The organism is Haloferax marisrubri (assembly GCF_001469875.2).
In the GTDB taxonomy this organism is placed as follows: domain Archaea; phylum Halobacteriota; class Halobacteria; order Halobacteriales; family Haloferacaceae; genus Haloferax; species Haloferax marisrubri.
In genome coordinates, this window is sequence record NZ_LOPW02000016.1 from 20826 (window position 1) to 40554 (window position 19729).

The 19729-nt window shown below is 54.2% G+C and carries 8 protein-coding genes; 5 read left to right on the forward strand and 3 right to left on the reverse strand.

Features of this window, described 5'->3' with window-relative positions:
• Positions 1-24: 24 nt before the first annotated feature.
• The 3 genes from AUR65_RS11510 to AUR65_RS19500 all read left to right on the forward strand — a co-directional run bounded on the left by AUR65_RS11510 (position 25) and on the right by AUR65_RS19500 (position 8238).
• Positions 25-5475, forward strand: a complete 5451-nt coding sequence (locus tag AUR65_RS11510; RefSeq protein ID WP_058567011.1) for a DEAD/DEAH box helicase — start codon at positions 25-27, stop codon at positions 5473-5475.
• Entirely contained in the window at positions 5468-7444 is a 1977-nt protein-coding gene (locus tag AUR65_RS11515; RefSeq protein ID WP_058567059.1) for a phospholipase D-like domain-containing protein, read from the forward strand. The genes AUR65_RS11510 and AUR65_RS11515 overlap by 8 nt, the downstream gene beginning before the upstream one ends.
• 242 nt (positions 7445-7686) lie before the next feature.
• Entirely contained in the window at positions 7687-8238 is a 552-nt protein-coding gene (locus AUR65_RS19500) for a hypothetical protein (protein ID WP_146047405.1), read from the forward strand.
• 189 nt (positions 8239-8427) lie between these two features.
• On the opposite strand, the gene AUR65_RS19505 is transcribed toward AUR65_RS19500, so the two are convergent.
• The 3 genes from AUR65_RS19505 to AUR65_RS11530 all read right to left on the reverse strand — a co-directional run bounded on the left by AUR65_RS19505 (position 8428) and on the right by AUR65_RS11530 (position 12939).
• Complete coding sequence (locus AUR65_RS19505) at positions 8428-10125, reverse strand: hypothetical protein (protein WP_146047406.1); 1698 nt, start codon at positions 10123-10125, stop codon at positions 8428-8430.
• Between the two features lie 398 nt (positions 10126-10523).
• On the reverse strand, positions 10524-11480 hold the full coding sequence (locus AUR65_RS19510; protein ID WP_449405010.1) for a hypothetical protein: 957 nt from the start codon (positions 11478-11480) through the stop codon (positions 10524-10526).
• Between the two features lie 208 nt (positions 11481-11688).
• Positions 11689-12939, reverse strand: a complete 1251-nt coding sequence (locus AUR65_RS11530) for a transcription initiation factor IIB family protein (RefSeq protein ID WP_084816432.1) — start codon at positions 12937-12939, stop codon at positions 11689-11691.
• 253 nt (positions 12940-13192) lie between these two features.
• Between AUR65_RS11530 and AUR65_RS11535 the strand changes: the two genes are divergently transcribed.
• On the forward strand, positions 13193-16417 hold the full coding sequence (locus AUR65_RS11535) for a DEAD/DEAH box helicase (RefSeq protein WP_058567014.1): 3225 nt from the start codon (positions 13193-13195) through the stop codon (positions 16415-16417).
• On the forward strand, positions 16417-19728 hold the full coding sequence (locus AUR65_RS11540) for a PD-(D/E)XK nuclease family protein (RefSeq protein WP_084816433.1): 3312 nt from the start codon (positions 16417-16419) through the stop codon (positions 19726-19728). Before AUR65_RS11535 ends, AUR65_RS11540 begins: the two co-directional genes overlap by 1 nt.
• The last annotated feature ends 1 nt before the right edge of the window (position 19729 follow it).

The following is a 19729-nucleotide window of genomic DNA, read 5'->3' on the forward strand; positions in this document are numbered from 1 at the left end:
AACATCCCACACACATTGCCACCGATGGAATTCGACCCACTCGAACTAGCAAACTCGATGCAAGAATCGTACGCTGAACACTATGCCGGCTCCCTGCCCCAGCGGGCAGTGAAAAACCTGGTCTCGCGGTATCACGATGGTTCGGGGGAGTCACTAGAGGACGACCTCCCCGAATTTATCCGGACTAAGGGACCCTACCTCCAAGTCCTCGACCTGCCACGGATGAGTGACACTCCGTGGGAGACATTCGCCGACGATAATGGCCTCCACGACGACGTCACCACGACGTTCACTGAGGCTGGATTCCGTTCGCTGTACGAGTTCCAGGAAGCGTCTGTCAAAGCCATCCTCGAGGATCACCACACACTCCTGACCGCGAGCACTGGTCGTGGGAAAACCGAAGGGTGGCTGATACCCATCCTCAACTTCATCACCGATGCGAAGGACGGACAGCATGACGCCCATCCACCGGAGAGCGTCAAGTGCGTTCTCACGTACCCGACGAAGGCACTCGCCCAAGACCAGTTGAAGCGGTTAATCGACTACCTCTTCACGCTCAACCGAGAGCGCTCGTCTGACGAGCAGATAACTGTCGGCATCTACGACGGCGATACAAAGCGTCGCGACCCGGACGAGCTCTCGTACCTCCAGACCACGTTCCAATACTTCGATTGCCCATGCGGAGAGTGCGATTCTTCGCTGACAGTCCGACGGCGTGATGATGAGTCGTTCGTGGTCGAACCGATGGAAGAACACGAAGACAACCTCACGTTCGATTTCATCAAGGTCACGCGAGATGCCATCGTCGAAGCACCTGCGGACATACTGCTGACCAACCCAGACACGATTAATTACCGACTGTTCAACGTCAACGAGGACGAAGAACAGCACCGCTTCGTCGCTGAGCCAAAATACTTCGTCTTCGACGAGATTCACGAGTATTCCGAGCTCTTCGGTTCGTTCACGTCGACACTCATGCGTCGGTACATCCGAGAGCGGCAGGAACTAAACGGCTACGAAAGCGAGAGTGACGACGACCTCACGATTATCGGTGCGTCCGCAACTGTCGAGAACAAACGGGGCGTCTTCCAGCGTATCAACCCGTTCGTTGACCCCGATGTTGAAGTCGTCGAGGAGGACGAGCGCACACTCGACTCGCCTTTCCCGACGGACATCCCCAATGAGTTCCTCTCGTCAACGCTAACCGCGGATGGATTGCGTAACGGCGACACAGCGGCCGCAGTGAGAGCACTCGAGACTGCTGGTGTGGACGGCGGTGATGAGGGCGTTGACGAAGCAATTTACGAACATCTCGTTGAGGAAGATGGTGGTCCACTGGAATTCGTTCGTGGGATCTACACGGCGCTTCGGAAGAAACCGCTCCGTCCTGTTGAGCTCCGCGAGCGCCTCATCGACGAGTCTGAACTCACCGAACAGCAGGCAGAGGTAGTGGTGGAGAACTTCATGACTATCGGCGAAGTGTCTGGTATTCTGGAGCGGCGTGCTCACCTGTTCAGTTGGCCGCTTGACGGCTATTACACGTGTATCAACTGCGGCACGGTGTACGACACCCCGCAGTCGTCCTGTAGTGAGTGTGACCACCACTTCGTGACGAAACTCTCACTGTGTAATCAGTGTGGTGAGGAATCGCTCGAATCGTGGTTCTGTCCAAACTGTGAGCGACTTATACCGCACACAGTTACGTCTGAGGAGGGGAGATTCGAGTATTTCCAGCGCAGGGAATGTAGCTGTGAGACTCTTGAGGGAGAGAATCCAGAGATGGTTCGGGTCTACTGGCGACCATACTACGAGTGTACAGAGTGTGGTGAACGCCAGAAGATCGACCACCAGCACGACTGCCTAACTTGCAACGCTTCGATGGTCCTCGACGACTTGATGGAAAACCACGTCTGCACCAACCCAGACTGCGACGAAGAACTCTCCATCGAAGAGGCTCACGAACCGGAGTGTCATTCTTGCCACTCTGCCGCATTGGAACCGCTAGCAGACGAAGACGTCCAGTACTGCACCGAGTGTGGTGAAGTCTACGAGGACCCGGAAGGGCAAGGATGTACTGCGAATGACTGTGACGGAGACCTCACTCCTAAGCGGTTCCTCGGGTGGACGTGCGGTGACCCCGAATGTGACGAGGTATTCTTTGGTCGTCCACCGGCGTCATGTACCTGTGGCAAGCGAAAGTTCGTCCGGTCCGCACTGTTCGATATTCGGATGGTCGACGAGTGCCAATCGTGTGGACATGAGTTCCTACTGAACGGCCCACACGACTGTAACTGCGAAAATCCCGAAATCAGCCAGCGTGCGAAAGGGTACAGCAACTTCCGGATGGTCGACGACGACGGACGGATCCGAAAGGCGAGCCAATTCCCCGGTGGACTTCCGTGTTACCACGAGGACCAACGCGAGACCTACTCGAAGAACCGTCGGTATGACTCAATGCTCCGTGGTCCAGCCAACGCAGCGGTCACGTCTGGCAGGTATCTCCTACGATCTCTCGCAGACCGAAACGACCCTGACACGTTCACCGAGTCGAAGATGCTCTCGTTCGCAGACAGTCAGTCCGATATGAAGGAGCTAGAACGGAACTTCCGTGAACCAGAGGAGTCGTTCTATTTCGACCGACTGTTCGTTGAGAGTGTCCGAAAAGAAGCCGACGGGTCTGGATGGGCGACACTCTCTGATGTCATCGACTGTGGCGTAAGCGACGCCCACCAGTACGAAGAGGAACTAGCAGGTGACGGTGGTAACTCGCCAAAAATGTACGAGTCGCTGACTAGCTACAATCAGTCGGTGGACGAGTACCTAACTGAGGAGTTGCTATCACGTGCTCTCGAAGGGAAGTATTCCGAACGTTACCGCAGCAAGCAGTTGAGTGATGAAGGGCTGGTCGACCTTCGTTTGACTGTTGATATTGATGACCTCGACGGTGGGGAACGAGAAATGCTCGTTGAGACCATTGGTCAAAATCATCGCTACGAACCCAACTTAGTCGCTGAAATCGACAACGGCCACAGCCACCTCGACTCACTCATCGAGCGTGGAATCCTGCGCCGCGTCGAAGAAGATGGAAGTCGGTTTGTGATGGTAGAAGAGGACGTAGTTGAGTGTGCGATCGTTGACGAGGAGACGCCGACGAACTACAGTCCGCATGAAGAAACGTACTCGACCTCACTTGATGTTGCCCTCGGCGTTTCCCCTGGGGATGTTGTTGAATTCGATGCGACGATCGAGGACCGGGCCGTCTTCCACCACCCACACTACTCACTTACTGCGCAACAAGTCGCTACGTCTGACCCGATGATGCTGCTCGCACGGGCGTACTACGGTGAAACTGACCGTGAAGAGCGGCGGAAACTTGAGTACCAGTTCCGGCAAGGGAGGTATCCACATTTCCTCTCGTCGGGTCCGGCGATGGAGCTCGGTGTCGATATTGGCGACCTCAATACGCTTCTCCTCTACGGCACGCCGCCGAACGCTAACTCGTACCTTCAGCGAATCGGCCGAGCAGGGCGTTCTTCGGGCAATTCGCTCATTCACTCAGTCAGCCAGCGGAACCCAATCGACTACTACTACCACGAGCACCCCGAGGAACTCATCGCTGCTGAACCGCAACCTGTCCCACTTAACGAGGTAAATCGAGAGGTTCTCCACCAGTCCCTCACTTGGGTAGTCCTCGACTGGGCTGCAACGACCCGGTGGGTTCCATGGCGTCAAGAGCAGAGCGGACTCGATGATTTCGTTGTTTGCAAAGATGACCCAACGCCTCGGACAGAACCCCGACCGAACGACATAATGCGGTTCACGGGAGTCCTGTCGTCTTCCAATTTTGAGGTCCAGCATCAGGGCGGTGACGCCCCGCTTGAGACACTTCGTACGCTGATATCTGAGAATCGCGATGAGGTTGAACAATGGCTCCGTGACATCCTCTCGTTCGGCGTTTGCTCGTCGTGTGGTCGGAAGCACGCGACTGGTTACACCGGAGCGTGTCAGCGGCAAGACTGCGACGGGAGCGTCGAATCCGTCTTGGACAGAGGCGAAGACGTCGTAGAGGGTGTGCTCACCGGGACCACAGAGGAGTTGAGTTTCGAGGAGACAATTATCGACCTCTACTTCGATCAGCAGAACAACATCAACGACGACATCGACGTACTCGATAGAGATCGTCAGGACCTACGACGAAAGGAGCGTAAAACACGCGACCGTGACGAAAAGCGCCGGCTACGGGACCAAAAGAATCAGATTAATCGTCGGATTGACCAGTTGTACGACTATCTCCAACGGCTCGAAGATATGGACTTCGGGCGGTATCTGAGTCGAGAGAGTCCGGCAGCGTTCGGGCTACGGTCGGTCGGTGACTCTGTTGATTACCGACTCGTTGGTGAAGACTTCAAGAACGTCAGCGACGGGTCACGTGACCGACGTATCGCCCTCTCCGAACTCCACCCCTCTGCGGCGTATCTCCACGATAGTGAAACGTACGTCGTCACGCAGGTGTCGTGGGAGCCGTTGGAGACCTCACGGATCAGCGAGGATTTGGAAGATGCAGCAATTTGTCCGACGTGTGCTGCTGAGTTCGATAGTGACACCTCGAACTGCGAGTCCTGTGGAACACGACTGAAGCGACTGGTGACTCGTGTTCCCGAGCGAGTAATCGCATATCAGCACGACTTACCGCTGAGTTCCACGCCCAGTACGGCACAACTTCGACCATCTACCGTTTACCAAGACGATAGCGAACCCCAGAGTACGTACGCACCCGTTGAAACTGATGCAGGAGACTCGTTCGAAGCGACGTTCTCTCGTAACATCGTCGACGAGGATGGAACTGTTCACGGACAGTTCGAATACGGTGATGTCACCCTGGTCGCTTCGACGGACAAATACTGGGCGACCTACAAAAACGGTGGCTCAGACCCGCTTCCGAACGTATTCGAAATGTGCGGTGTCGAGAACTGCAATGGGGTAATTGCGAAGACAAAGGACTCGGCGTATTGTTCGAACAACGTCGAACACCCTGTTGAAGAGAGTGTTGCTGTGCGCCCCGCAACGAAGTTCTCCACGAAGGCTGTTCGTGTCCGCTTCGACAGCGAAGAACTTGAACACGGTTTCGCTCACGGCCTCCGCGTTGCACTCCAGTACATCGGCGGCGTCAGCGTCAGGCAGGTCCCCGAATCCATTGAGGACGAAGGAACCTTGGTGTATGACTCAGACGAAGGTGGCAGTGGGATCACTGTACTGCTGACGCAAGATGACGGTGAGAAGTTCGAGCGAGCGATTAAGATAATGCGCGACGCGTTCTCGCCAGACGAATCGAAGTGCAACTGTGAAAACGGCTGTCCGTTCTGTATCTACCAGTACGGATGTGTAGAGCAGAACGACCCTGAATCATTCGACAAGGACGAACTGCTCGACCTGTTAGCTCACGATCTCCACCTCGAATCACGTGACGATGCCTGAGGATATACCCAGCGTTTCCACCGAGTTGCGAACGCAGTCTCCAGAGCGACTCTGGGGACTTTCACCGGAGAGTATCTACTCTGCTTTGGCGGCCGAGGCTACTGGCGACTCCGTTCATAAGCGACTCGAGCCACACATTCGGGCAGAAACACTCCGAACGAACGATGAGAGAGAACTGGACCAAGTTGTGGAGATGCATCAGTGGCTACTCGATGAACTCGGTCTCGTCAACGGTGAGGAGGTCACACTTCTGGGCATGGTGGTGCTCACCTCCGAAGAGCCACAACCACTCATTCGGGCTGTTGCAGTTTCCCGACTCCAGTCAGCTGAGATGGTACTTCGCTCGTGTGTCGACGTCGACGAGAACATCCCTCGACGTGAACTTGACAGTCTGATTGCTGATGAGTGGCATGAGTTCGTCTTAGCACCTCTCCTCGGTTCTCTCGGGTTCATGACGATATTCCCGGACAGTGTCGATCTCGAAATAGAGAGAATTGACTCCTCGCTCACGGCACAGCAGTCCACATCTTCCGGTAAGACGATTGCAGAGGCATACCGCAGAGTATTACCCTACATCGTGGACGTTACCGATGAGTCGTCTCTCGATGATTTGGTCTCCGGATTGACCGGTACCAAGTTGAACGAGAAAGAGTCGACCGTCGGTGTAGCAGCTAGGCTCGCAAGTTTGCCGTCTGTGGCCGTTGAGGAGGACCAAATTACTGAGGTAGTGAGCGAGCAGCGCCGTGAGTACGAAGGAGAATTCGACACCATTCGATCGCTACTGACGCCGTCTACTGAGAACGAAGTGGCGCGAGTTGAGACAGAGCAACCGATTGAAATCGACGACATCCCGGAAAGCGACGCGTTGGACGCTGATACACGAGATACTCTTCTCAATATCGTTGCTACTGTCGCCGCACATCCTGACCTCAGAACTCTTGACGTCACCTTCGTCACGAAGCGTGGTGTGACGCCGTACATCCTCTACCAGACACTCTCATCGATTCCAGGTGTCGAGTGCGAGGTGGGCGACGGCGTAATTGAGTTTGAATCCGTTCCAGAGGAGGTTGAGGGGGATGATTTTCGAGAAGAGTACACTACACATCTTATCGAGCGGTGTTCAACACTCAAGTCCCGGATAGACGAACTTTCCAACGTTTCGGTGTCCATACCTCCCGAACCTGTCTCCGCAAAGTCAGTCGTCACCCGGGATTACGAATCACTTCGCGATGGCGATGTCGAACCAGCCTACTTCACCTACACGCTCATCGACCCGGGGGCACTCGGGGAGAAGAAAATGAACGATTACGTCGGTAAGTCGAGGGGCCTCGGGCAAGAACGTGCCAGGCTCCGTCGTTGGCATGAGAGCCGACCATCCGGACTCCGTTCATATACGGAGATGACGGACCGACTGTTCAGCCTCGGCTTGGAGCGAGAAATTGAGGACAAGGTGCTGCGCATCATGACGCCGTTTGACGACGATACGTTCAACGAATACGTTGCCCAGATTCGACGTCTCCTCAACCATGGATTCGAATTCCGTCTGCTCACACGACATACCAAAGAGTCCTGGGAGTGGGAACGACTCCAGCGAAATCTACTGAGCGAGATCAAAGAACACCGCGACCAGGTAACAGTCAGAACCTACTCTCGGTTCAAAGAGCACCAGCGTGTGACCTCCGACATGGATCTCCGAAAAATCGGTGAGCTCGGAATCCACGGAAAGCTTCAGACGATTGGTGCCCCTGAAGAAGGGGCCGCTCTTCTCGGCTCTGCAAACTTCATGGAGAACAGCTACGACTGGAACCCGGAGTGTGGTGTCTACACTGAGCGAACACAATTTGTCGAAGCGGCAATCGAGTTCTTCGACATCGTCTGGGACATCTCGGCGGCAGATGAGATCTCGACTGAGCGGTTACAGGAAATCCCAGACCGGAAATTGGTTCCGACGTACTATACGCAGGGTTAGCTGGTTTCGCTTGACTACTGAAAAGGGAAGGCTCGATGCCACCGATGGAGGATGGCGATTCCCAAGCTTCCCAGGTGGAACGACAGTGTCGAACCGCGGCAGACCACGCATCCCACTACGTGATCTGCATGTCGTCCGAATATACGAATGAGTTCGGGAAGTAAAGATATTGTTCCTATAGAAGCCCCAGAATGTTCGAACTGTAGCTAGCTATGTATTTAGATTACAGTACAGTATAGATAGTGGAATCCATTCCTACGAGTTATTACAGTGGTACTGGGCGTTACGTGTTTCACGGGACGGACCCCGAAAATATCGATTCAATACTAGATGCGGGGATTCAGCCTGACCACGAAACCGGTAGCGACACCAACGCCGGTGAAGGTGTACTCAACGAACTCATACCGAACGAGTCGTTCCCATTTGACCGGACAAATGTCGTGTACTGTTACACGGATGCAAACTATGTTACAGAGTCTATTGAGCAACAGCAAGCCCATGACGTCTTCCCAGATGATTCATACGTGGTTATAGACGTGACACGAATCGACGCACCAATGTATCTCACGGACATGCAGGTCGTGTCTGACCTCATTGACTACTTTTACGGCGGTGAAGACGCCATGCTGAGATTTGACACCATTAAAGAAGCGCTTGCCGCGTACCGTGAAAGCATTCAAAGTGTTGACTCATTTTCTGACATCTACACCTATAATCAAAAAACCGAACATGGGGTTCCTGAACTACTCGTAGGTGGAATCATTTCTACTGACGCAATTGTCGATGTGATTTGAATGAACCTGTGGTGGTCTCAACGTTGGAACAAATGAGTAATGGCTGTATTTTTGAAATCCAGAACCAGTTTTGTGCAGTCCTTCACAATGTGAATCAATTTGTAGACTGTCTTAGTAGCAGGTTGAACATTTTTTCAAGGTCCACCTTGAGATAAAAGCAGGTACAGCCGTTTCCCAAACCGAGTAGTGCTATTGCTTGTGGCGAAGTTCAGACACTAGGGCGTCCTCAAGTGCCTCACGCATGAATTCGGGAGTAGAAATCCCGTGCACTTCAGATAGTCTTTCAACAGCATCGTGGTAGCTCTGCGGGACACGTACAGTCAAATCTACTTGTTTTGCTTCATCCACGTGATACTGAAGAGCAGCGCTAAAGAATTGGCCTCGACTCTCATAAGCCGAAGAAACCTCAACTACAGAGTCAATCATCGAAAGTAGATTCGCTGGTAGTGAAACCTCAACCTCAGTTGTAGCGATTGGTGCCTGCGGGGTACATTTGACACCGTCAATCGTGTTCTTAAGAAGCGATCGGACAGCTTCACCGAAAGCATCGTTTGTCCCATCATCTGTGTTAGCAAGGTAGAACGCAAGAGAATCAACCCGAACTTGGACACATTCATAATCAGTTTCTTCACTGGAACTGCCGATGACGACCGAACTGGTACCCACCGCTTGTTTCCTCCCCTCGTCTTCCCAATTATCCAGAATCCACGAAAGGGATCTTTTTCGCCACTCTGGCCAGTTGCGAAGTATCTCAGAACTTGGTATCTCAGTTTCTTCTTTAGTAATACTGTGAGCGTAAATACTCCTCCTGTGAGGCTTCACATCGAATGTGACAATGTCACCAACGTCAATACCGCCGCCCTCCACGTCATCCTCTGAATATGTGAAAGCACGACCTGAATGCGATCTAATTCTGCCGTACCCCTTGTTGCTTAACGAGAGTACAACACCTAGAGACCGCTCATACTCTCCTGGATCTATTCCACCCAAGTCATTAAGAGACTCAACGCGCGTTTCGTCTTTCGGATTGAGGTTTGCAGTCGGGTTCGACGTGATCTTCTTTGGACTAGCACTCGGCCTCGTAATCAAGTGATGAAAGTAGTACAGTATATCTGGTCCAACTATCAGGAACTCGTCAATCTGCTCTCTCGAGAACGTGTCACCCGCTGTATGCCATTCTACCCCGTCGGGTCCCATTGTGATTGACTGAGAGTGGCTAGTTCCAGGCTGGATTTCGAAGAACAGCTCGGCGTTGGTACTCACCTTGTTAACAGTCCGGAAATCATGGACTGTCCACGCAATACCATCAGTATCGAACGAATACGTAGGGACTCCTTGTGAGCTCACCCGAAAGCGCTGCACAATAATCGGGTGTTCAGTCGAATGATGAGCAATTGATTTCAGGATACCATCTGGGTTATCTGCCCTCGCAATACGATTTAATGTTGCTTCATACTCGTCATCGGACGGACTCCACCTTTTGATGAACGACCGCTTCGAAGCGTCAATACGACCTACAATCGTGGTTTTCTCATCTGGACTTGTCGACAATTTCTCTTTTTTCAGCTCGGAAGCGGTAGGTGTGTGCTGGTTTAGAAACTCTTTGAGCCGTCGCTTCATTTCGAGTGTCAGCTTCTCCGAGGAGAGCGTGGCTTCGGGGTCAATATCTTCTGTGTTCACTTCTGTACCAGACTTGTTAGTGTAGGCATGACCGATGTCACAAAGAGGCTTGAGAAACTGCCACGAAATTTGGTCGTCTTCACGGAGCCCAAGATCGGAAAGCAACCCTTCAGCCTCCGGACTCAACTGAAGTGTAACGTAGCTTCCGTTGATACTTGATCTGATATAATATCCCTTCTCATTTCTATACTCCTTGACAGTAGGCATACTATCCGAAATTTCACGCAACGTAATATTTTTTCGGAGTTCGAGGAGGAGAACCCAGGCGAGGATTTAGTGATGCGCCCCTCTCACTCCCTAGTTCGTGTGAACCCTGCTTAGGGAGGATGTAATCTCAATCGAGTCTAACCGGACTATCAGGATTCAACCTAACCGCTGGTATCCGAACTTCACACCCCATCGTTTCCGGAGAAACGAAGTCAGAGAACAGATGATACACCACTAGATTTGATTCAAGCTCGAAATCGTCGTTGAAAAGACACGCAACACACCCCATTTTCCGAGGTTGTGGGCTATTGGTTCTGAATCTGGGAGTGAAACCTATTGGTACGGTGAGCAATCTAATTATTTTTATATTGCATATGTTACCCCCCGTTAGTTATGGATTAGAGACGTTCCATGGACTTTTTGACAAACTCTTTGATATCGTGTTGAAGTTTTCCAGAAGGTGAAAATTTGGTCTTCACTGTCTCAGAGTTGCCTGACAAATCCTTCTGGCCGAGTTCCATAACGTATTGATTATCTCTACTTGACTTGATTTTGAACCAGGCAGTCTCAGAACTCTCGTACGATTTCAGCCAACAAATATCGAGGTCTTGCCATTCTCCCTTTTGTTTCTCCTTCTTTGCAGCTGACTGGATAGTTGATGGTATTTTCTCAACCAGATTAACTTCGTTAGGGGTCACGCGAACAAGTATACTTTCAGGCCGAGTTCCTCGTTGACCTTTACTCAATTTCAAAAAATACTGTCCTGTGGGACTCTCAACGAATTGGAGAGACCTCTTCGTCAGGTCTGCCTTCTTACTCAACCAAACTTGCTCGTGTGTCACCCAGCTACTGGACTTGTTACCAGAAACTGCTTTTTCTCTATGTGACGTCTCTGTAGGAGTTGATAGAGTTGGCGACTGAGACGCTTCTTGATAAGCCCGTTTTAATTTGGCTTCATTTGCTTCAAAATACTCTCTTGGGAGTATAATATCGACCTCCACTGACTCTGGGGGTTCGCAGATAGGCAACTGAAGACCATCGTATCCTCGAAGCTTTGGGAGTGCGCGTGGCCAAACGTGTTGAACATGATTAACTGAGACGTCGTATCCCGAATAGTGCTGTTCTGAGAGCCACAAAACACTGAACCCTTGCTCATAATAATCTGAATCAGTCGCGAAAAGGTCCTTGGAATTGTTACGGTATTGGACCTCAACTGCGATGCCATGCCCAAACGGATGTCGTGGTTGGTTGAATTCTACGAGTAAATCCGCTCGTCTGTTTCCGACTGTCTTTTCCAACGAGACCGTGGCGTTCGGAAATTCAACCTTCAGCTTGGACAATGCGATCAACTTCATTCGGAGGTGAGGAATGGATTCGCCAACACAGTCCTCGTTCGTTTGGTGCCGGAAGTGCCGTGCGACGAATCTCCCATTTCGGTGATGTCCAGTCACTACGGTCAAATTGTCTGAACACTTTGGGCAGGTGAGTGAGGCCTCGGCAGTAACTTGGTGTGGTAACACTCGCTCACCATCGTTCATTGCTGAAAATGGCATGTTGGGTTACCTACTCTCCCCGAATATTCTCGACAACTAACTCTCTGATCAAGTCAGATTCTGTTTCGTACGTGTTGTCATTCTCGACTCGTTTCGTCAGTTCAATTCCGACGTCCGGCGGTAATGTTACAGACACAGAGATTGGTTCAGCAATTGAGTTCACGTTCTCCTGTACGATAGATCCTACAAGCTCAGAACTAGTTTCAAATGCTTCATCCCGTCCAACGATTGCATTAACCATATCTGCAAGCAGTGAATCGATGGGGATTGAAACGACTTCGCTAGACGATTTTTTAAATATGGGCGGCAACGACTTTTCATCGCTCCGTAGATGTTCGGCTACTGAGTCTCTCACACAATCATCTACGAACGACTCTACCGAGCTGGCTTCGATGACACTACGATTGACCAACGCGTCAATCGTGGTCACTAACGAACGTGGTAACTGGACCGAGTCCGACGAAGGTTTCTCATGCTCGCCTTCGACACTAGATATTTGAGTGGCCGGTTCTGTTTGAGTGTCTTCAGTACTCTCCTGGTTATCTGAACTTACGTTAGCGTCGGGCTCAGTACCCTCACCTAACGTATCCTGCTCGTTTTGTGTCTTTTCCGATTCGATGTTGTAGGTCTTTGTTCGAGCAAGAGCTTCTTTCCCTCCGAGTGCGTCCGCGATGTCTTGGTAGGTGTTTCGTATCGTGACTTCAGTCACACCAACGGCCTCTGCGATGTCCCCTTGGGTGTACTCCAGACGGAGTTCGTTAAGATAGACTACGAGATAGAGCGCAGATGCGGCGATACCAGCAGGAGAGCGACCTCCGTTTATCACCGAGGCTTCCTCTGTACGGACGTCTGTGAGTAACTGTTTCGTCTGTTCGACGATTTCATCTGGCGTCCCTAATTCTGTACCGTAGCGTTCGACGAGATCTTCGGGTTTTGTAGGCGTGTTTTCGATATCGAACTCTTTTGCGAGCACTTTCTCTGCTCGGAGGACACTCTTCAGGCTGAACTCTTCGTTGAGGTCACTCGACGCATCCACCTCACGCCAAGAATTCACGATGTCTTTGGCGGTGTACCACCCGCCAGACTGTTTGACCGCGAGAAGGAGTGCTGCTGCAGCGATAGTATCGTTTCCTCGCCCAGACGTGATGCCTTCCATCGAAGCTTGACGAGCAAGCATCTCTGCGGTTTGAAGAGAATCACCCGATACCTCGAGTTCCTCGGCGACACGGTTCATTCGATCCCCTCTCGGAACGTCTGTCATCAGTTATCGTGGAGGTACGACCAAGGGCCGTAAAAGTATTCCTAATACTGCATCTAGAAAACGGTAGAAAACTATTTACCACATTGAGATGTATCTATCTATGAAAAGATATTCGACAGGGAGTGTGACTGTATAGGTGATTTATGTATCTGTCAGTACGCTTGTCGAGCACACAAACAAACGAACCGGCTTGGGGCGTTCCGGTTGATCCGACTCGAAGTTCGTCCTATCCAAGAGACAGTGGGGCACATAGATGGGTTTTGATCCGTTCGAGAAGCAGTTCGGCAACAACAGCAAACAGGTCGACGAAGTATTCCGAGAATCGCGCCTCGATGGTCGTGGGCTGAGTGAAACTCAGTGGCCTGCACAGATCGACCGCGCAGCGACGGACCTCCTCTACGGTGTCGCAATTGGTGGGGGAACGAGCACAGGTGATATCGGGGGAGTCATCGATCAAGTAAACTTCTCGGAGGCAACCGGGAGGTTCTACGTCGACGGACTCAGAGATCTCGGTGGTTCCGGTTCTGACCTCGACCGATCCCTGAGACGATACGATTCAGAAGCCGTCGGGAAATTGGCCTTCCACCTCAACAAGTTCCGAAAGGAGCTCTCAGAGCACGGAGATGGTCAGATGGACGTCGACAGGGCGGTGGAAGCTCTCGTCGAAAAGGCAGCTACCGAGGCTATCGAAGATAGTGTTCGCGTCGACGCGAACGACGGTGCTGGACTCCGGCAACTCCGCGATTCGAGTTCTGCGTCCGACCTCGTGATGAAACTGTTCTCTGATCCGAGCGTCGAAGCGTACGCCGACGCTCTCATAGGAACTGTTTCGGATCGATCGACTACGACGAGTGGGCTGCTCGCTCGGCTAGACGAAGCCAGGATGACGACCCCGCTGTGGAAGCATCAGAAGCAGGCACTTCGAAAGTGGTTCGAGAGTGACCAGAAAGGCTACGTGAACATGGCGACGGCTACGGGGAAGACCGTTCTCGGTCTCGCGACGATCGCTGCTAGATACGGTGCTCTCCATCCAGTCGATGCTCCCATCGCAGAGGATTACGAAACAGGGGGATCTGACCCACGAATTCTGGTTGTCGCCGGGAACAATCTCCTGCTGTCACAGTGGCGCGAAGAGTTAGACGAACACCTCGATATCCCGAAAGACAGGACCGTCCCCGTGGATGGAGACGGTGGGAAAGACATCGAACTTGGGTGGGGGACCATCGAGTTCAGGACTGCGCAGTCTCTCCTCACCACCCCATCGCTCCGTGGATACGACCTCGTCATTTTGGACGAGGCACACCAGTATTCACGACGGAAACGAGGTGACGAACGAGGTTGGGGTGACGTCTTCGAGGAACTCGTCGATGGGAGTGACGCGATCTTGGCGATGTCTGGATCCGTGGACGGTGGGTGGAAAGGTGACGACGCTGCGGAGAACGCCCTCGAAAACCATCTCGATAGGTGTTACCGGTTTACCATTCCGATGGCGCGTAACCACGGTGTCATCGCAGACTTTAGCTGGGAAGTTCACTACGCTGCAGCGACCGAGGAAGACGAAACGAAACTGGCAGAGCAGACACAAATAATCCGGAAAAACCTCGACTCGCTTACTGGGGAACTGGATGCAGAGAACTTGGGTGTCGACCCCGACGACCTCCCAACACAGGTCGGATCGTATGCAGACTTGCAGTCCTTCGCACAGTCGAACGCCGGTAACAACCTCCGTGAGCAGTCAGAGGAGTTCGACCTTCTCGCGACTGCGTTGTTCACACGCCGCCCAGTTCGCTGGAACCTCTCACCACAAGACGACGCAATTGTCGAACTTATTAAAAGACACGCACCTGCGCAGAAAACCGTAGTCCTCGTCCAGAACTACGATGACGCATCTCGGCTTCGGACACGCCTTGTCGAGAACGAAGGGTTCTCCGACGACAGCGTCATCGCTCTCGAAAGTGGCGACGACGACCGGACCGAGAAAATCGGCCGATTCAAAGACACAGCTGGCGGCGTCCTCCTCGGGTCTGGCAAACTACTGGGGACGGGTGTGAACATGCCCGATGCTGAAGTCGCGGTCAACGTCGCCAGCGGTGGTGTGAACGCGTCCCTCGTTCAGCGGATCGGTCGAGTCCTTCGGAACCCAAAAGGCGACAAGGAGGCTCGATTCTACCACGTCGTCCCGACTGCAGTCCACGAACACGCAATCGACCCACACGAGGACGGTCAACAACTTCTCCGCCGAGCGGCCGAGTTCTCTGCACTCGGAGAGACGTTCAAAGAGGCGCCAGGGTTCTCCGTTGCGACTGAAAACGTCGGGGTGACTGTCTCTGCCCTAGAAGTTGCAGGCGAAGAGACGCTCTCCACCCGACCCGACAGCCACATAGGGGAACTCGTCGATACTGACGCCGCTGCCGACGCTCTCAGAGAACTTCGTGCTGCAGTCCAAGCGGACGAGGCCAGCGCCGGAGAGCAGATTGAGCCGGTCGTTGCTCGTCACTGGCCACCGACGACCTCTGACGACGATACTGGATCCTCCGCTTCCGGAAGTGAAGGTGAGGAGGAACCACAGAGTGAGGGCCTCTTCCCGACACGGAACGAGAAGTACGAACGATATCGGCTTGCACTCGACAGGTACCGTGCCGCGAAGGGCGTCGCAGAGCACCTGCTGGGGATCGACTACGAGTTCCATCGTGAGAATGGTTCGTACGTCGTGTACCTGCCCTCGGAGTACAGTGGGTCCGAGTTCCACGAACATCTCGAAGAGGCACTCGACGAGTACCGTCGCATCAAGGCGGTGGTGAACGGTGAAGACGGTGAGAAAGGGTCGCTGCCAAAATACCGTGCAGAGTGGCCCGCACCACCGAAATCGACTGCAGCGATGGTCGACGAAGGGATCGCTGCTGCCATCGGCACGGACTACTCAGAAGATGACCCACTGTTCTTTGCTCGCGAAGATGGCGAGCTCTACGAACTCCCACTCCCAGATGGGCGGCGGCTCGCGGTTGACCGGGTGTATGACCCGACTGAGACCACAGACGATGGAGGCGCACCAAACGTGGTTCGGGTGTCGACAACGTTGGTCGAAGTTGCGCGCGGCCGTCTCGACGCCGAGACGAAATCGTCCATAGACCAGACGATAGAGTCGTGGACTCGCGACCTTATCGTCGGCTCGCTCAGTGGAGAACTGCCAGCCTTCGCCGGCGACGTCGAAATTGGTGAGCAGACGACACCGGTCGAGCTTTCAGATGACATCCTCTCGTTCGTACAGGCGAGTTGTGAGAACGAGAGCAGCCCGTTCACTAAACCCGACGTCCTCGTCGAGACTGCGATGCGGTCCGCACTCGACATCGAACCGGGGGCGACAGAAACGGTGAGCACCGAGGTTTCGGCAGACGTTGCTGCGCTAGCAAGAGAAAACGACATCGACCTCGAGGCTGCGCTGAGGAGTGCACTCGAACAGGAGCTTCAGAAGTGGTGATGAACGAAGTGACTCAGCAAGCTTCCCAGTCCGTGTTGTTCCACGGGCCCGATGCAGAAGCCCTCGACGACGCAGCGTTTCAGTGGGCACACGCGCACTCGTCCGGACTCCCCGAGAGTATCCTGTACCTCACGAATCAACCCCACAGAGAGACGGTCGTAGAGACACAGTGGCAGGAAGTCGGAAGACCCGCTGAGCTCGTCGCGATGAGTCTGGACGACTTCGTCGATCGCTGCTACGACCGGACAGCGATCGGTGGCCCGTCGACACGAATCGACCAACCGACCCGACAACGCTTGATGGAACGAGCGGTCGAATCGCTTCCTGAGGAGTCACCACTCCACAGCGACAGAGACGGACTTCCGTCGACAGGCTTGACTGGTGAACTGGAAGACCTCTTCAGCTTACTCGAATTCGCTGGTGTACTCGACGTCGACACGTTGCAACAGCGACTCCGTGACGAAGGTCTCCCGAACCTCGCCGACGAACTCGGTCGTGTTGCAGCGGAATTCTACGGTGGACGAGACGACATCGAAGACGGATCTGGCACCGTTCTCCAGGCCGAACGGTATCAGCACGTCGAAAGCATCGACCCATCTTCGATCTTCGAACACGTCGACGCCGTCATTGTCGCCGGATTCGACCGGTTCTCGGTACTCGCTGAGCGGGTCGTCGCGACGATTGCAGAGACGTGGCCGACGGCTGGAACGGTCGTCCGACTCACCGACACTGACGAACCAGTGGGTGTCGACGTCGCTGCCGACCGTGCTTGGTCGTTCTTCAACGACGACCTCGAGTTCGAAGCACAACATATCACCTCACGATCTGACCTTCCACGTGAGAACGCAAAGCTCGCAGCATCGCTCTTCCGCCGTGAGGGGCCGACTATCGACAACACCGAACTTACTGCTGACTTCGTGGTCCCGTCGTCTCTCGAAGCCGAGGTCCGTTTCGTTGGTCGGCAGGTCCAGCAACTCGTTGGAGAAGGTGTCGACCTCGACGATATCGCCGTCGTTCCGACCTCGTCACAGGCGTACGTACCGGCACTCGCCGCCGAGTTCGAGAGTCGTCGGATCCGATACGCAGCGAACAAGCAGTACGATGTCGACGAGACCGCGACTGGAACAGCACTCATCGCGGCACTCGATCTCGTAATGGACGACGATCCCGACGCACTCACGAAGATCGTCGACAATCCAGTCGTTACATTCGGCGAGTGGTGGCCGTCTGGGCAGTCACGTCGAGAAGTCCACGATATGATTACCGAAGCCGTCGAATCCGACGACTTCGACGACGGGATTTCGCAGTCCAGTGACGAAGTCGAGCAGTTCGTTTCAGACGTTCGGTCGCAGGCATCCACAATTCAGACTTCGGACACTCCACTTGCTGAATTTAGAGCGTTCATCTCGGACCTCGGCATCGACGAGACCGTCGAGAACCGGGAGACGACCGGATCGCAACGCGTCGTCCGAAGTGGTGTTCGGCGTGTCCTCGATGCAGTCGACCGAACCGCTGTCGACCGTGGTGGCGTGCTCGAACGTGCACGACACGCACTGTCCGGGGCATCTGTGACAGATACTCCCCGAGGGTGGGACGGTCGCGTCGACATCATCGACGCGGGTTCGGTCGGGGCGAGAGCCTACGACTACGTCTTCGTCGTTGGCCTCACCGCCTCTCACTTCCCGGGTGGAAACGGTCGGTTAGCACTGTATCAGCGCGTCACAGACGCGCACGAAGATTTCGAGGAGGCAGACCACGCTCGACGTGCCGAGTACCGCATCGCTGGGTTACTCGGTTCGTCGGCCTCGATAGTGTTCTCACGCCCATCGAAACAACTCGATGGCACGAAATACGTCGACGCATCCATTCTCGCGGAGCTTCGCCGTGTGACTGACACGAAGACGACAGTCAGAGACGAGTTCGAGAACCTGTTCGACTCGACTGTCTCACACCGAGACGTTGTGGGTTCCCGAGGAGACCTTCACCGTGCGTTTGGTCTCGTTGGTGTCTCGGGTGGCAAACCCGCTGTTGCGGACGCGATCGAGACTGCAGAGTCCAGTGGGGTATTCGAGATGGCACCCGGTGCGAACGACGCGCTCACTCGGCCACAATCTCCTTGCAGTCGGAATGGTGTTCGGACTGCGTCATCTCGCGACCGGGCACAACTCGACGATCGAAATGGGTGGCTCTCGGAAGCGACGGCAACAGTCCTCTCTCTCGAACCCAAACCACTCTCACCCACTGCGGCTGAGGACTATGCAGCATGTCCGTTCAAGTACTACGCCAGGCGAGTTCTCGAACTGGACGACGACGACGAGACGACTGTTCCGATGGCCCGGGGGACGGTTGTCCACGATATACTCGAGGCGTTTTACGAGCGCCTCGCTGAACAGGAGGGACGTCCAGTACCGCTGGGCTCGTTCTCTCGGTCCGAGCTCGAAGGTGAACTTCTCGAAGCTGCACTATCGAGGCTCCGTGGAGCAGACAAGACAGAACGAGAAGCACTCGACGACGAGTGGCGGTATCGGCATCTCGTGGGACTGGGGACAGCTAGCTCGAACCCGTACTACACGCTCCCCGGAATAGAGGCGGAAGCATCTGGCATCTTTGTGCGGTTCCTCGACGAAGAGGTCCGGTTCCACGTCGACCCAGACGACGACCTTCGAGATGGTCCAGTCACGGTTGCACCGTGCCAATTCGAACAGCGCTTGTCTGGCTTAGTGGGTTCCGTTGAAATGTTCGGGTATCTCGACCGCCAAGACCGAAGTGATGGTGGCCTCGCCGTCGTCAGGGACTACAAGACCGGGAAAACGCCGTCGGAACGAGACACACTGGATGGCATCAAATTCCAACTTCCCGTGTATGCGAAGCTACTCGAGCAAACGGAAGACGTCGAAGTAGTTGGCGGGACGTACTACCGTCTCCGGAAACCGGGCGACGTATCATCCAACGCGGGACAGGTGACCTTCGACGACGTTGCTGCATGGTATGGACACGGGGGGACACCGACTGTCCGTGGGCGAACACCGGCGATAGAGACGAGAGATGGGTTCCGCGAGTTGCTCGACGAGGTCGTTCCCGACCGACTCTCACAGATCGTCAACGGTATCGAGTCAGGAGTCTTTCATCCGACAACCAACAAAGAAGATGCGGCGGGGTGCTCGTCGTGTGCGTTCCGAGACGCCTGCGACGTTCGACACCACAGACGGCGCGACCTCGTAGCGAATCTCGAATCAGCGGAACGGGACGCCTACGTTCCACCGATGGCGCGCGGTGTCGAGTGGGAACCGACTGTGGAGCGTGACGAGTAAC